The 13494-nt window shown below is 61.1% G+C and carries 12 protein-coding genes and 1 pseudogene; 3 read left to right on the top strand and 10 right to left on the bottom strand.

What is annotated here, in order from left to right:
* Window positions 1-29: 29 nt before the first annotated feature.
* Window positions 30-719 (top strand): hypothetical protein, encoded by a 690-nt coding sequence (locus BV071_RS26845; protein ID WP_035613964.1) that lies wholly within the window; start codon window positions 30-32, stop codon window positions 717-719.
* A gap of 373 nt (window positions 720-1092) precedes the next feature.
* Here BV071_RS26845 and nadA read toward each other — a convergent pair whose 3' ends face one another.
* The 10 genes and pseudogenes from nadA to BV071_RS26790 all read right to left on the bottom strand — a co-directional run bounded on the left by nadA (window position 1093) and on the right by BV071_RS26790 (window position 11564).
* Window positions 1093-2031 carry a quinolinate synthase NadA gene (nadA, locus tag BV071_RS26840; RefSeq protein WP_035613961.1) on the bottom strand — a complete coding sequence of 313 codons (939 nt, stop codon included), beginning with the start codon at window positions 2029-2031 and terminating at the stop codon, window positions 1093-1095.
* A gap of 67 nt (window positions 2032-2098) precedes the next feature.
* Window positions 2099-4320 (bottom strand): annotated as a pseudogene (locus BV071_RS36170) (DEAD/DEAH box helicase family protein).
* A 66-nt stretch (window positions 4321-4386) separates the two neighbouring features.
* A complete protein-coding gene (locus BV071_RS26830) occupies window positions 4387-4839 on the bottom strand; it encodes a hypothetical protein (protein WP_265594946.1) in 453 nt (150 codons plus the stop codon).
* A 682-nt stretch (window positions 4840-5521) separates the two neighbouring features.
* The gene (locus BV071_RS33750; protein WP_265594945.1) at window positions 5522-6391 is read right to left on the bottom strand and encodes an HNH endonuclease; all 870 of its coding nucleotides are present in this window, start codon (window positions 6389-6391) and stop codon (window positions 5522-5524) included.
* 164 nt (window positions 6392-6555) lie between these two features.
* Window positions 6556-7026 carry a hypothetical protein gene (locus BV071_RS26815; protein ID WP_035613950.1) on the bottom strand — a complete coding sequence of 157 codons (471 nt, stop codon included), beginning with the start codon at window positions 7024-7026 and terminating at the stop codon, window positions 6556-6558.
* A gap of 4 nt (window positions 7027-7030) precedes the next feature.
* Entirely contained in the window at window positions 7031-7516 is a 486-nt protein-coding gene (locus BV071_RS26810) for a restriction endonuclease subunit S (RefSeq protein WP_052573925.1), read from the bottom strand.
* A gap of 90 nt (window positions 7517-7606) precedes the next feature.
* Window positions 7607-8077 carry a restriction endonuclease subunit S gene (locus BV071_RS26805; RefSeq protein WP_052573924.1) on the bottom strand — a complete coding sequence of 157 codons (471 nt, stop codon included), beginning with the start codon at window positions 8075-8077 and terminating at the stop codon, window positions 7607-7609.
* Between the two features lie 2 nt (window positions 8078-8079).
* Window positions 8080-9537 (bottom strand): type I restriction-modification system subunit M, encoded by a 1458-nt coding sequence (locus BV071_RS26800; RefSeq protein WP_035613947.1) that lies wholly within the window; start codon window positions 9535-9537, stop codon window positions 8080-8082.
* A gap of 352 nt (window positions 9538-9889) precedes the next feature.
* Complete coding sequence (locus BV071_RS34485) at window positions 9890-10537, bottom strand: polymer-forming cytoskeletal protein (protein ID WP_075091011.1); 648 nt, start codon at window positions 10535-10537, stop codon at window positions 9890-9892.
* Window positions 10538-10637: 100 nt separating this feature from the next.
* Window positions 10638-11564 carry a tetratricopeptide repeat protein gene (locus BV071_RS26790; protein WP_035613944.1) on the bottom strand — a complete coding sequence of 309 codons (927 nt, stop codon included), beginning with the start codon at window positions 11562-11564 and terminating at the stop codon, window positions 10638-10640.
* 268 nt (window positions 11565-11832) lie between these two features.
* Here BV071_RS26790 and lpxB point away from each other — a divergent pair, with 268 nt between their 5' ends.
* Window positions 11833-12960: a lipid-A-disaccharide synthase gene (gene lpxB, locus BV071_RS26785; RefSeq protein ID WP_035613941.1), complete on the top strand. Its 1128-nt coding sequence runs from the start codon at window positions 11833-11835 to the stop codon at window positions 12958-12960.
* A 23-nt stretch (window positions 12961-12983) separates the two neighbouring features.
* The gene (locus BV071_RS26780; protein WP_035613939.1) at window positions 12984-13403 is read left to right on the top strand and encodes a hypothetical protein; all 420 of its coding nucleotides are present in this window, start codon (window positions 12984-12986) and stop codon (window positions 13401-13403) included.
* Window positions 13404-13494 lie beyond the last annotated feature (91 nt).

The raw sequence follows: 13494 nt of genomic DNA, 5'->3' as shown, positions 1-13494 counted from the left end.
CCCGATGATCATGGTCTGAGCTGGGTGAAATGGTTTCTAACAAAACGGCAAGCCGGGTTGCGGGCGAAGCGGGACAGCACCGTCAGCCGCAAGCACCGGAGAACCACTGGCTGACCGCGCAGCGCACAGCCCTCATTGCCGCGCTCGGCTGCATCCCCTTCCTCTTCTGGCTCGTCGGCACCGGCATCGTCTGGGCCACCCCCGCCAGCTACCACAGCAAGGTCCTGCTCCAGATCCCCAGCGATAGCACCCCGCTCGAGCTGAAGTCCCAGGGCGTCATGACCCGCGCCGCGGAGGCCCTCGGCCAGCGCGCCGGCCAGGCCAGCAATCCCATGGCCTCCTACCTCCTCTGGTCCAGCGTCACCGTCGCCCCCGGCCCCGCCGCCAATCTCATCCAGATCGATGCCCGCTGCGACCGCGCCGACGAAGCCCGCCGCACCGTCCTCGCCGTCGCCGAGGCCTACCGCCAGCACTGCCGCGAAGCCGCCTCCAGCGGCCCCAGCAGCGCCAGCACCAGCCTCCCCGCCCTCATCTACATCGATCCTCCCGAAGCCGCCCCCGCCCCCGTCACCGACGACACCCGCGTGATGCTTGGCATCGCCGGCATGGCCGCCCTCTGCCTCCTTCTTTGCCTCCCCATCATCATCGTCGCCGAGCGCCACATGCCCGCCCTCGCCGGCCTCCACCGCGTCCGCGCCACCCTGCCCTTGCCCGCCTAACAGCTCAGTCCCCTCCCTCCCCTCCCCCCATCCGCGGCGATCCGACTCTCATCCCGCGGGAACGGAGTTCTTCCGGCTGCCGAACATTCGTGATCGAAAAAACCCCATCGCCGATCGCCAATGCTCCCGCCCTGCCGGAAGAGCCTCGTTCCCGCGGGATGACGACGCCCTAACAGCCGCCGCGCTCTGACAAGCCCCCGCACCCAGGCCCCCTGGGACCGCGAGGCCTCCTGCCTCGCTTCATCGGTCGGGGAGCCAAAGCCCCCAGCGTGAGCCCTTAGGCACGGAACCGGAGGGGAGCAAGAAACCGGAGGCTCTGTTAGAGCGCCTCCAAACATCGCCACACCGGAGACCAGCCGGTCAGGCAGGCAGCCTAGCGCGACTGCTCCAGCATCCGCAAAAGAGGCACCTCCGCTTTCTTCCGCATCCCCTCCTCCATCTCCACCCGCGGCTCCAGCTTCTCCAGGCAATCGTGGAGCTTCTGCAGCGTGTTCATCTTCATGTAGCGGCAATCCGCACACGCGCAGCGGTCCGTCGGCCCAGCGATCAAATTCTTATCCGGGCACTCCTTCCGCAGCCGGTGCAGCATGCCGCTCTCTGTCACCACGATGATGTCCTTCACCGGCGCATTCTTGCAGAAGGTGATCATCTTCTCCGTCGAGCACACCTCATCGGCTAACAGACGGACCGCCTGCGTGCACTCCGGGTGAGCCACCACCAGTGCCTCCGGATACTCCTCCTTGATCTTGTTGATCGAGTTCCGCGTGAACTCCACGTGCACATAGCAAGAGCCCTGCCACAGATCCATCTTCCGCCCCGTCTGCTCCATCACCCAGGCGCCCAGATTCGCATCCGGCACGAAGAGGATCGGCCGATCCGCCGGCGCCTTGTTCACGATCTTCACCGCATTGCCCGAGGTGCAGATCACATCGCACAGCGACTTCACGTGCGCCGAGCAATTGATGTAGGCGATGACGTAGTAGTTCTTCTCCTTGTGCGCCTCCAGGAAGGCCTCCAACTCCGGCCCCGGGCAACTCTGCTCCAGCGAGCAACCCGCATCCGCATCCGGCAGCACCACGATCTTCCCCGGGTTCACGATCTTCGCCGTCTCCGCCATGAAGTGCACCCCGCAGAAGGCGATCACATCCGCATCCGTCTCCTTCGCGTGATAGGCCAGCCCCAGCGAATCCCCCACATAATCCGCCAGATCCTGGATATCCCCCGTCTGGTAATTGTGCGCCAGGATCACGGCATTGCGCTCCTTCTTCAGCGCGAGAATGGCTTCCTTCAGGTCTAGGGCAGCGGCGGGCATGCCGGGACCCTAGAACGCCTTTCCGACCCGGGCAACTGTGGAGGTGGTAATGACTGATTTACAGGCGCTAAGCCACCTCCTCATAGAGGAACCTCTGGAATCCCGAGAACGCCTGCCCGATGTCCGCTCCCAGATCGGCCACCGCGTCGTTGATCGAATTGTGATACTTCAGCCGCAATAGCGGCGCGAGTTTCGACTGATCCAGTTCGTCCACGCCCACGCTGACATAGTGCGAGAGCACAAAGTCCAAGAAGATCCTCTGCTTGTCGTTGAAGAAGCTGCTGATCTGCAGCTTTGCCCTCACCGCCCGCTCCTCACGCGTCAGCGGCGGCAAGGCATAGGCCACGTGCGCCAGCACATCGAAGAGATCGCTCTTCTCCGCATCGATGATCTTTTGCATCTCTGTCAGTTGATCACGACCAAAGCCCTTCTCCTCCAAACCCTGGAGCAAGTTCGCCCGAGTATCCGGCACGCTCCATAGCTCCCTCAGCTCATCCTCATCGGCGAAGAAGTCCGGCAGCTTGCCGTAGAGCATCTCCATGAACTGCTGCGCAGACATCGGCGTGCCGTCCGGGTGCCAGAAGCTGGTCATCGTCATGTGCTGGATGCTCCGCTCCTTGCCATCGGCCAGCTTCACCTTCGCCCGCTTCCGCTTCGTGCATTCGCAGTCCAGCTTGCCGCAAACCTCGCAGGGCTCCTTGGGACATTCGCATGGATGCATCCCACATTCCTTGCAAGGCTTCGGCGGCGTGACCACACACACGCAGGGACGTTGCCCGCACTTCTTGCAATCCTCCTCCACCACCGGCTCGCCGTCCCACTCCGGATCTTGGAAATGATGGTGCGCCTTCACGAAGTCATAGATCGTGAAGTAGTCCTTCCCGTCGTAGAGCCGGGTGCCACGGCCGATGATCTGCTTGAATTCGATCATCGAGTTCACCGGCCGCATCAGCACGATGTTCCGCACGTTCCGCGCATCCACGCCGGTCGAGAGCTTCTGCGAGGTCGTCAGGATCGTCGGGATGCTCTTCTCGTTATCCTGGAAGTCGCGGAGATAGACCTCCCCCAGTGCCCCATCGTTCGCCGTCACCCGGTGGCAATAGTCCGGGTTCTTGCTGAGCTTCGTTTGGTTGATGTAGTCACGGACCGCCGCCGCGTGCTCTTGGGTCGCGCAGAAGACGAGGGTCTTCTCGTTCTGCTTGATCTGCCCCATGAAGATGTCCACCCGCTTTCGCTCCCCGCTCATCGATCACCAGTGTGCGGTTGAAGTCCTTTTCCTCGTAGCGCTTCCCCAGCTCCACATCGCCCTCCATAATCCGGTCGCCCGGCGTATAGATATACTCATCCAGCGTCGTGGAGATCTGCTTCACGCGGAAGGGCGTCAGGAAGCCATCGTTGATCCCGTCCTTCAGGGAGTAGATGAAGACCGGCTCACCGAAGTAGGCATAGGTGTCCACGTTGTCCTTCCGCTTCGGCGTGGCCGTCAGGCCGAGCTGCACCGCCGGCGAGAAGTATTCCAGGATCTCACGCCACGAACTCTCATCATTCGCGCCGCCGCGATGGCACTCGTCGATGATGATCAGGTCGAAGAAGTCTTCCGGATAGTCCCCGAAGTATGGCGTATCCCCCGGCCCCGACATGAAGGTCTGGAAGATTGTGAAGAAGATGCTGCCATTCTTGGGCACCCGGCCCTTCTTCTGGATCTCCCCCGGCTCAATCCGCACCAGCGCGCTGTCCTCGAAGCTCGCGAAGCTGGTGAAGTCCCGCAGCGCCTGGCTCGCCAGATTATTGCGGTCCGCGAGAAAGAGGATCCGAGGCTGCCGCTTCGGCTCGCCGCTCAGGTTCCAGCGCGCCTTGAAAAGCTTCCACGCGATCTCAAAGGCGATCGAAGTCTTGCCCGTCCCCGTCGCCAGCGTCAGCAGGATCCGCGGCACCGCATCCGCGACCCGCTCCAGCACCCGCTGGATCGCGATCTCCTGATAGTAGCGCACGCTCCAGCCGCTGCCCTTCTCCACCAGCGGTACGGCCGCGAAGCGGTCGCGCCAGGCATTCTGCTGCGCGAATGTTAGATTCCACAGCTCATCCGGCGTCGGGAAGCACCGCCAGCTTGGTATTGCGGTATTCCAGCACATAGTCAGCGGAGAGCGCCTTGCCACGCCGCCCCTGCCCTTCGATCCGCCCCAGCGTGATCAGATGTTCCCGCCGGATCCGGCTCCCCTCGACGACACCCCAGCCCGCCGCCTTCAGGGCAGGATCGATGTGGTCGGCGCGGGTCTCGGCTTCGTTCATCGGTCAGTTAGGGGAATGAACTTCGGCCTTTTACCGCTTCACTAACAGCTTGGCCAGACCACCTTTTCATCCCGCCTGCTCTTCCCCCGCAGGAATGGGCACACCCCAGATCCGGATATCGATGGGAACCATCCCATCCCGCGCCAACACGAAATTGTCCAAACGGGCGTCCCCGATCCAAATCTCGATTCCCGATTCGTGATCCGCTTTTTTCCACAGCCAGCACGACTGCCGGACTGCCACTGCCCCCGCATCGAGAAGAAACTGATCGACCTCTTCCTGGGGCGGATCCGGATCACCTTGAATGAACCGCTGTCGCGAAACAATCCGTCCCTTGTCCGTCACGCCCAAGGGATCGGGAGCCGCGGAAAAGAGCTTCTCCCACCAGCCCATGCGTAGCAGATACTCCTTGGGAGTGCTGTCGAATTGATAGATCCGTCCCTCGATGATTTCGTAATAGTCCCCATAGGTCCCGGGTAGCGTGATCTTCACGACCTCGCTGGTCTGTTCATCGAACAACACCAAATGCTCGGACCCTTCGTCCAGCCGCGGCAAAGTGAACTCCGACCACTGGGAATGCTCGCAACTCTCGACCCACTCGAGGAGACGGCCCGCCTCCCATTGCTTGGACCAGTCGATTACTTGGTTCCGGTCCCCTTCCGGGGCTTCCGGACTTGAGCCAGAGCATCGGACAAGGAAATCGAGGGCGGTTGAGCCGCCACTGCAGCCTTCACACGGCCACGGACGCCAACGAATGCACGCAGTGTCCGCGGCTTCATTAGGATGTCCTGTTGCGTTTTCGGCATGATCCATAAATATGACAGCTCAGGGCGGGGGTCAAGGGGGGAGATCCCTGCGAATGCGCGGAACTTCCTGATTTGGAAAGTTTTTGGCCTCCGCGGTCGCGGTCGAGGCATGGACATCCCGGGTCTCCCTACCCTTCTCGAATGCCGGGATCCACGACGGCTCAAGCGCCGCGCCTTGGATCCGCTCGCGCAAGGCCCCTACCGCCTCGACCAGTCTCAGCAACTGCGGACCAATCGTGAATAGCGGTTCGTAGGCCACCGCGACCAGTCAAGCATGAGTCAAGTTTTCAGTCAAGCTGGCTGTCCTGAGCGCAAGTCGATGGTATCGACATATCGGCCCGATATATCGAAATTCCCCCATTTTTTCGACACATCCAGTTTCTTTTTGAAGGAGGCTACCTCGCTGAGGCCTTGGATGACTTGCGGGGCGACTTCGCGCTAGCAGCAACAATCTTGGAGAGCCTCGCGACGTCCCCTTCGAGACCTTCCATGCGATGCAGCATCCGGTGGCAATTGGCGCAAACGGTGATGAGATCCTCCAATACTGTCTCCACGATATCGGGAAGATCCTTCAGTGCTCGCCGGTGATGCGCTTCCGCGAAGCCAGCTCCCAATTCGGCACCGTAATGCTCGGCAAACGCCATCCGGCATACTTGGCAGCGGTACTTGTCGCGGCGTTTGCACTCCTCCGCCAGATAGCTGTCCCGCTCGTGGAGGAGATGTTTCTTCAGCAGTCTCCTCTCGATCCTCGGGTAATCCCGCGCCTCGGAATGATCGGAGGGATGCTTCCTCAAAACATCCCGGAAGAACTCCACCGCGCTGTTGCAGAAACCTTGTTCCGTGGATTCGTCCTCATCTTCAGTTGGATCGTAAAACCCGAAGAAGTGATGCCCCTCGTCGGCATAGAGTTCAAGCAGAGGACGATTGAAATCCTTGGCGGGCAGCCTGCGGCGCATGGCGTAGAACTTGCCTTCCGATAGATCCTCGTCATCTAGCTTGCGGATCCTCCAGGCCTTGGGAGCTTGTTTGGCGAGAGCTTCGATCTGATCCAGCTTCGTGCTGTAGAAGCAGGCATAGAGCTTTCGTTCGGCATGTCCGGTGAAGCGATCAATCCAGATTTCCAGATCGGGCTTACCGCGTCCTAGCCGCGCGATCTCAATGGCCCATCCTCTGCTATTGGTCGTAACGCAGTCAGTTTGAGATGGCTTGAGGATTTTCAAATCTCCGTGGCTGACCGACAGACCAAGCTTGGCGGCGATCTCCACGGCAACCCTCTTCACCCGCGCCCTGTCCCGCTTGTCGATCGTCGTCATCTTTCCTTGGGTTTGCCGCTCACGAACTCTCCCCTTTCTATCCAGCTCAAGAGGTCTTGCCTTCATGGAGAAAGGCATGGACCGAAGTCTTCTTGATGGAGAGCGATTTCATTGGACTACGCGTCCGGATTCTCATCCCGGATTCGACTAAAGTTCGAGGCTACGAACTTCAGGAACTGAGGTTTGACGTGCTCGATGTTAGCCTTCGTATTCTTGCCGTTGAACCAAATCGTGCGAAGTCCGGCGTTCTTCCCGTTCTTGTTTTGATGGGAGTTCGCGAGGAACTCGGACGATGACATTATCCAAATCGTGTCCATCCGCTCCGAATAGAAAACGAACCAGTAATTCGCTCGGATTTCATGCGTCATCGCGGCGAACAGAGCGGCATCTCCGAAAGCGCAATCCTTGGACCTGGCCTTGATCTGCACCTCCACAAAACGTCCGTCCGGACGCTTCACTACCGCATCAATGGCATCGTCATCCACCAAGGGCAGATAGACATCCAAACCCTCCTTGAGCATCAAGCCAACCACATAGAATTCGATCCTCTTTCCGAATGCGGCCGAGCTGCGAAAAGAACGTTTCATGGATTCACAGCGCCCCGCTGAAGGCTTGGTGGAGGAGGGATTTCTTCAGCTCTTCCAAGGCAGCGAGCTTGCGGGTGTAAATGGCGGCAAGACGTTCGGTTGCTTCAGCTAGTGCGTCCAGTCCCTTCACAATCTCGTCCTGCAATTGGCGGGGCGGCCAAGAAACTCGGATTGGATGCACCTGATTTCGGTTCAAAGCTGGATTCGCGGTTCCCGAATTCAGGTGCTTCACGTCCAACCCGACAAAAAAGTAATAGATTAGCTTGGGGTTGTTCTCCTTGAAATCCTTCACCCAAAGCGTGGTATCGTGAGGCCAGAAATCGACATCCAAATAGAACGCCTTTCCGAGTGTCCCCTTCCGTCCGATCACAACACCCGGACCTTTCGCGGCAGCTTGATCATGATAGCTCTTGATGCCTCCACTCGATACTACCGGAACGGTTCCAGCCCCTTGCAAACTTTTCGTGATATCGAAGCCCCTCTGAAGCATGAGCTGCTCACCAACTGTGGTATCCAGCCATCCCGCTTTGCGTTCGCCAAAGATCGATTGAAGATGGCTTTCAAAGAGAGCTCGGGCATTCTAGAGATTCTTCTCAGCGTTGGCTTTGGCGGTGGCGATGGCCACAAAGGCTTCGTCGAGTATGGCGACGATGCGCTGCTGCTCGGAAGGCGCGGGAAACCTAATCGCTAACTCTTTAAGGAGACGATAGTGCCGCGCGTAGCCAAGCGAAGGGAAATCGGCTGCCTGCAGCTGATAAAAGAAGAATCTCGGATGAAGAAATTCGCGGGGCTGCAGAATCTTCACTCCGTCCGCCCCAAGGACAAAGTCGAAGTCCACATATTTAATGACTTGAGTGTGGTCACCGAAGATGATGAGAGGACTTGAAATCTCAAATACATCGTTCTTGTCATTCCAGTAGCCGTTGACGAACTCCGCCTCTTGGGAGACAACCGGATACAAACCTTCTCCAAGAAAATCTGCCCGCGGGATCTTCCGCGTATATTTTACCGCTTCGATGCAGTCTTCAAATGGTTTCGTCCGCCACTCCATATTCACAGCAGCGCCTTAATGTTTTGAAAAACTTTCGCGCTATCAGCATCCAGCGCTACAATCTCATCCATGATCTCCAGGGGACTGCGATGAGACACATCGCCGCCACCGTCTGGATGCTTTGCAGACAGATCGAAAGTCCGCGGATCGATTGCGGAGACATCCAAGCTCCAACTTTTGTCCGAATCCGCGAAGCCCTTCTGCAACCCCACAAACTCCTCCAAGTCCACGTCGTTTAGGGGATTCGTCTTTCCCAAGCTTCGCCCGGGATCGAGTTGGAAGTACCATACCTTTCGCGTCGGAGAACCTTTCTCGAAGAAAAGCACCACCGTCTTCACACCCGCTCCTTGAAAGGTGCCTTGTGGACAATCGAGGACCGTGTGCAAATTACACTCGGTCAGAAGCTTCTTCCTTAACGCCACCGAGGCATTGTCGGTATTCGAGAGAAAGGTATTCTTGATCACAATGGCAGCCCGCCCACCGGCCTTCAAGATACGGATGAAGTGCTGGAGGAAAAGGGAAGCGGTCTCGCCGGTGCGGATCGGGAAGTTCTGCTGCACCTCCGGGCGCTCCTTGCCGCCGAAGGGCGGATTGGCGAGGACGATGTCGAACTGGTCCTTCGCCTGGATGTCCGCGAGATTCTCCGTGAGCGTGTTCGAGTGGATGATGTTCGGAGCCTCGATCCCGTGCAGGATCATGTTCATGATCGCGATCACGTAGGCGAGGGACTTCTTCTCCTTCCCGTGGAAGGTGTGCTGCTGGAGGATGCGGTCCTGCGCGGTGCTGCGCTTCGGGTTCTCCCGCAGCAGGTATTCGTAAGCCTCGCAGAGGAAGCCGGCGGAGCCCACCGCGCCATCGTAGATGGTCTCACCGATCTGCGGGTTCAGCACCTTGATCATCGCGCGGATCAACGGGCGCGGCGTGTAGTATTCACCGCCATTGCGTCCGGCGTTGCCCATGTTCCGGATCTTCGCCTCGTAGAGGTGCGAGAGCTCATGCTTTTCCGTCTGCGTGCCGAAGCGCAGTTCATCCACATGCTCGATGACATCGCGCAAGGTGTAGCCGCTCTGGACCCGGTTCTTGATCTCACCGAAGATCTCCCCGATCTTGTATTCGATGGTATTCGGCCCCGCGGCCTTCACCTTGAATCCTTGCAGATAGGGAAAGAGCTGGCCATTGACGAACTGCAGCAAGTCATCCCCGGTGATCGCGCGGTTGTGATCGAAGTTCCCGGCCTTGTCCTTCGGCGCGGCCCAAGTCTCCCAGCGATAGGGGAAGTCGATGATGAAGGAATACTTCTTGCCGCTCAGGCTGGCCTCCACCTCGCGCTCCTTCTCAAGCGCATCCAAGTACTTGAGGAATAGTAGCCAGGAAGTCTGCTCGGTGTAGTCGAGCTCCGTGGTGCAACCGGCGTCCTTGCGCAGGGCGTCGTCGATGTTTTTGAAGGCTTGTTCGAACATGCAGGGATGCGTCGCCCGAGGGGAGGCGCGCACCCTAGGAATCCCAACCCCAAGGGTCAACGCGGTAGGCGCACCTGAACCTAAATCAGGTGCGTGCAACCCCAACTTCCGCCCGTGACGCCTCACCCGCCGGCTCCCCCAAGATCGGCCCTCGAAGTGAAACGCGTATCCACCCCCACCGCCCGATCCAAGCAGCCCTGCCCTCACCCTCCCCTCTCCTCAATGCACCCTCCACTTCCCCCCAAAAATCCCCCTTTTACCCCCAAGCCCCCCTTCCTTCCGGGCACGAAAAAGCCCGCCTCCGGCGAACCGGGGCGGGCTGGGAAAAATCAGGTGTCGCGGGCCCCGAATCTTACGGGTTCACCCCGCTCAGGTTCGGCTGCTCGGCCTTTGGCTCGCTCTTGGTCTCGGCGGGCTTGGCGGCCTGGGCAGGAGCAGCGGCGGCGGGCTTGGCAGCGGGCGTGCTGGAGCCGGCCGGAGTGCTCGGGGTGCCGATTGCGGACTTACCGACGAAGATCGCTCCAGCTTCCATGGTCAAGGTCTTGGCCTTGATGTCGCCGACGACTTCGGCGCTGGCCTTGAGCTCGACCTTGTCAGCGGCGATGATGTTGCCGTGGACCTTGCCGTAAACGACCACGGTGCCGGTCTTGATCTCGGCCTTCAGGCGGGCGTTCTCGCCGACGGTCAGGTTGCCATCGGACTGGATCTCGCCCTCGATGCGGCCATCGACCACGAGGTCATTGGTGAACTTGACCGTGCCCTTGATCTCCACGTCCGAGCTCAGGACGTTGCGGGACGGACCGACGGCGCGCTGCGGGGCGGCCGCGGCGGCTGGGGTCACGGGTGCGGAGGCGGCGGCAGGCTCCACGTAGCTCTGCTGCGGGGCAGCAGGAGCGGCATACGCCGGGGCCGGAGCCGGGGCGGCAGCAGGAGTGGGAGCGGCGGGCGTCTCTTCCGGCTTGTTGCCGGTGTACTTGCGAAATCCGAAACTATTGCTCATAGCGACTGGTGGAATAGGCTTAAAGTTTGATTGAAAGTCAATTGGATTCCCCCCTCACGGGCGGGCATTTCTGCGGGGAATCCCCTTCCCCGCGGGCCTCTCAGGGAGGCGGGGCTTGCTGCGGCTGAGACTCCGCCGGCGGCGGGGCCACGGGCGGGGCAGGCGGTGCTTCCTGCGGCTTCGGTGCGTCCTTCGGATCTTCCTCGACCGGAGCGGCCGGGACGGGGTTGCCGCCCTTCAGGATATCCAGCATCGGGCTGCCAGCGCCCTCCCCTGCGGGAGGGGGAGCATCCGGCTTGTCAGCACCCGGGATATTAAGGGTGCCGGCGCCAGCTCCGGGAGCACCGGGCGGGGTGGTCGCCGGCGGTGCGTCGATCTCGGTCGGCATCTTGAAGCGCACCAGCTTGCGGTGCACCCCGGCGTAATTGTTGAAGGGGCTCTGCGGGTAGCCTTCCTGGATCTTCTTGTAGTACTCGTCCGCCTCATCGGCCTTGCCGGCCGTCTTGGCCAGATCGCCGAGCGCCAGCAGCGCGTAGGGGGCCAGGTAGCGGGCCTTCGGGCTATCGATCAGCTCCTTGAGCAGCGACTCGGCATCGGAGCCCTTGCCCTGCTGGATCAGGCGGGAAGCGAGGGCGGCCTTGGCGGAAGGAATCGCGGGATGCTCCGGCTCCTTGCTAAGGAAATCGCGCAGGGTCTGGATCGCAGCGTCCTGATCCTGGTCGGCCCACTGCTTGTCGGAGAGCAGCATGCGGGCGCTACCAGCGGCCGGGCTGTCCGGATGCTTGGTGATCACCGTCTTGAGCTCATCCGCAGTGGCGGCCTTGCCGAGATCGGCACCAGCCTCCTCGCGGGCGGCTTCCTGCAAGCCGCGGTAAACGATCACGCCACCGCCGGCGAGCGCCATGAGGATGGCGGCGACGACGAGGCCCTTGGTATTCCGGTCCAGGAATGCCTCAAAGCCGGAAGGGCCGTGCGAGATTTCCGCGAGCGGTCGCGACGTCGAAAGGTCTTGGGAATCTTCAGCCATGTGAAAGCCGGGTGCGTGCCGCGTTTTGTGGGCGGGCGGGGATTAAGGAGCGGGAATCCAAGGGCGGCAAGCGGGAAAAGGCAGGTGCCGGGTGATCAGTGAGCAGTGATCCGTGAAAGGCAGGAAGAGCAGGCCGGGAAGGAGGGAAAGGTGGCGCGGGATTTTGGTTTTTCCACCGATCACTGCTCACGGATCACCTGGCACTCTGCCTTTTTGTGGAAGTTCCCACTTCTCAGCCTGAAGGTCTTGCCCCTAGGGTGCGCGGCACATGGCCGTTTCGCTGTATGTCATCGCCGGAGAAGTAAGCGGCGATACGCATGGCGCGGGGATGCTGCGGGCGCTGAAGGACATTCACCCTGAGCTGGAAATCCACGGCGCCGGCGGCCCGGAAATGCGCGAGGTGGCAGGCCCGGGACTGCGGGACTGGGTCGAGGACGCCGCGGTGATGGGCCTCTGGGAGGTGCTGAAGCGCTACGGCTGGTTCAAGGAACGCTTCGCGGAGATGCTCGCGGAGATCAAGGCGCTGAAGCCGAAGATCCTAGTGCTGATCGACTACCCCGGCTTCAACCTGCGCTTTGCCACGGCGGTGCGGGAGGCGCTGCCGGAGACCAGAATCATTTACTACATCAGCCCGCAGGTCTGGGCCTGGAACAAGGGCCGGCTGCCGAAAATGGCGAAGGTGCTGGATGAGATGCTCTGCCTCTTCCCCTTCGAGAAGCCGATCTTCGAGGGCGCGGGACTGCGGACCACCTTTGTCGGGCATCCGCTGGTGGATGAGCTGGAGGAGGAGCGGAGCGATGAGTCGCGGGAGGAAAATCTGGTCGCCTTGCTGCCCGGAAGCCGGGAGCGCGAGGTCGCGCGGCTCTTCCCGATGATGCTGGAGGCGGCCAAGCGCCTGGCCCACAAGCGGCCGGAGACGAAATTCGAGTGCTGCGGGGCCTCGCCGAAGCTGACCTTGCGGATGCGCGAGCTGGTGGAGCAGGCGAAGATGGATTTCGCAGTGACGGTGCGGGACGGGGGCGCGCACGAGTTGATGCAGCGGGCGACCTGCGGGGTGGTGGCGAGCGGCACAGCGACGCTGGAGGCGGCCTACTTCGGCCTACCTTACTGCCTGGTGTACAAGGTGGCGTGGCCGACCTACATGGTGGCGAAGGCGGTGGTGAAGCTGGACTACATCGGCTTGGTGAACATCCTGGCGGGCGGCAAGGTGGTGGAGGAATTCATCCAGTCCGAGGCGGATCCCCTGCACGTGGAGCAGGCGCTGCTGAAGTTTTTGACCGATGAGAGCCACCGCGAGGAAACGCGGGAAAAGCTACTGGCCACCGCCGGAAAGCTCGGCGGCCCGGGAGCCCACTACCGCGCCGCGGCAGCCATCGCGCGCTGGGTGCGGCAGTAGGAAACATCGAACCTCGGAGCGAAGTGGAGAGGCTTGATCCGAATGCGGCACTTGCAGCGCTGCAGGAGAGCTTCGGGGAAAGCGCCCGTTTTGCGAGGATCTCCGAGATCCCGGGAGAGCTGCGCGGGGCCTATTACGGCATTCTAAGGTTCCTGGAGCCGGTGCTGAGAGCTGCGGGGGATCCGCTGCTGAATGATGCGATGTGGGTGGACAGCTTCATCGTGCTGGAGGTCAGCGGCCGGGCCAATCAGTGGCGGGCCGAGGGCTGGCTGATTTGCGGTGGGCTGGCCAATCCCGGTGGGCGTCAGTGGGATGTGGGATTCGAGGTGGCCTTCGGCCGCCAAGGGACGGTGCCGCGCTGCCGGTTCCGCCCTCCGGCGGAGCGGCGGCTGGAGCACGACAGCGAGCTGGCCCGGGACTTTTTCGTGGTGGGGTTAGGGTGAGAGGAAGGCAGGGAGGCACCACGAATCGGGCGAATCCGACGAATGGGAACCGGTGAGTCGGCGACAAGCGCAGGCGGTGGTGGTTTTCCTC

The organism is Haloferula sp. BvORR071 (assembly GCF_000739615.1).
In the GTDB taxonomy this organism is placed as follows: domain Bacteria; phylum Verrucomicrobiota; class Verrucomicrobiia; order Verrucomicrobiales; family Akkermansiaceae; genus Haloferula.
This window is presented reverse-complemented; position numbering and strand designations above follow the sequence as displayed.

Coding starts and splice junctions, on each gene's coding strand:
- BV071_RS26845 (WP_035613964.1), top strand. CDS start 30: ATGGTTTCTAACAAAACGGCAAGCCGGGTTGCGGGCGAAGCGGGACAG.
- nadA (WP_035613961.1), bottom strand. CDS start 2,031: ATGCCCGCCGCTGCCCTAGACCTGAAGGAAGCCATTCTCGCGCTGAAG.
- BV071_RS26815 (WP_035613950.1), bottom strand. CDS start 7,026: ATGAAACGTTCTTTTCGCAGCTCGGCCGCATTCGGAAAGAGGATCGAA.
- BV071_RS26810 (WP_052573925.1), bottom strand. CDS start 7,516: ATGCTTCAGAGGGGCTTCGATATCACGAAAAGTTTGCAAGGGGCTGGA.
- BV071_RS26805 (WP_052573924.1), bottom strand. CDS start 8,077: ATGGAGTGGCGGACGAAACCATTTGAAGACTGCATCGAAGCGGTAAAA.
- BV071_RS26800 (WP_035613947.1), bottom strand. CDS start 9,537: ATGTTCGAACAAGCCTTCAAAAACATCGACGACGCCCTGCGCAAGGAC.
- BV071_RS34485 (WP_075091011.1), bottom strand. CDS start 10,537: ATGAGCAATAGTTTCGGATTTCGCAAGTACACCGGCAACAAGCCGGAA.
- BV071_RS26790 (WP_035613944.1), bottom strand. CDS start 11,564: ATGGCTGAAGATTCCCAAGACCTTTCGACGTCGCGACCGCTCGCGGAA.
- lpxB (WP_035613941.1), top strand. CDS start 11,833: ATGGCCGTTTCGCTGTATGTCATCGCCGGAGAAGTAAGCGGCGATACG.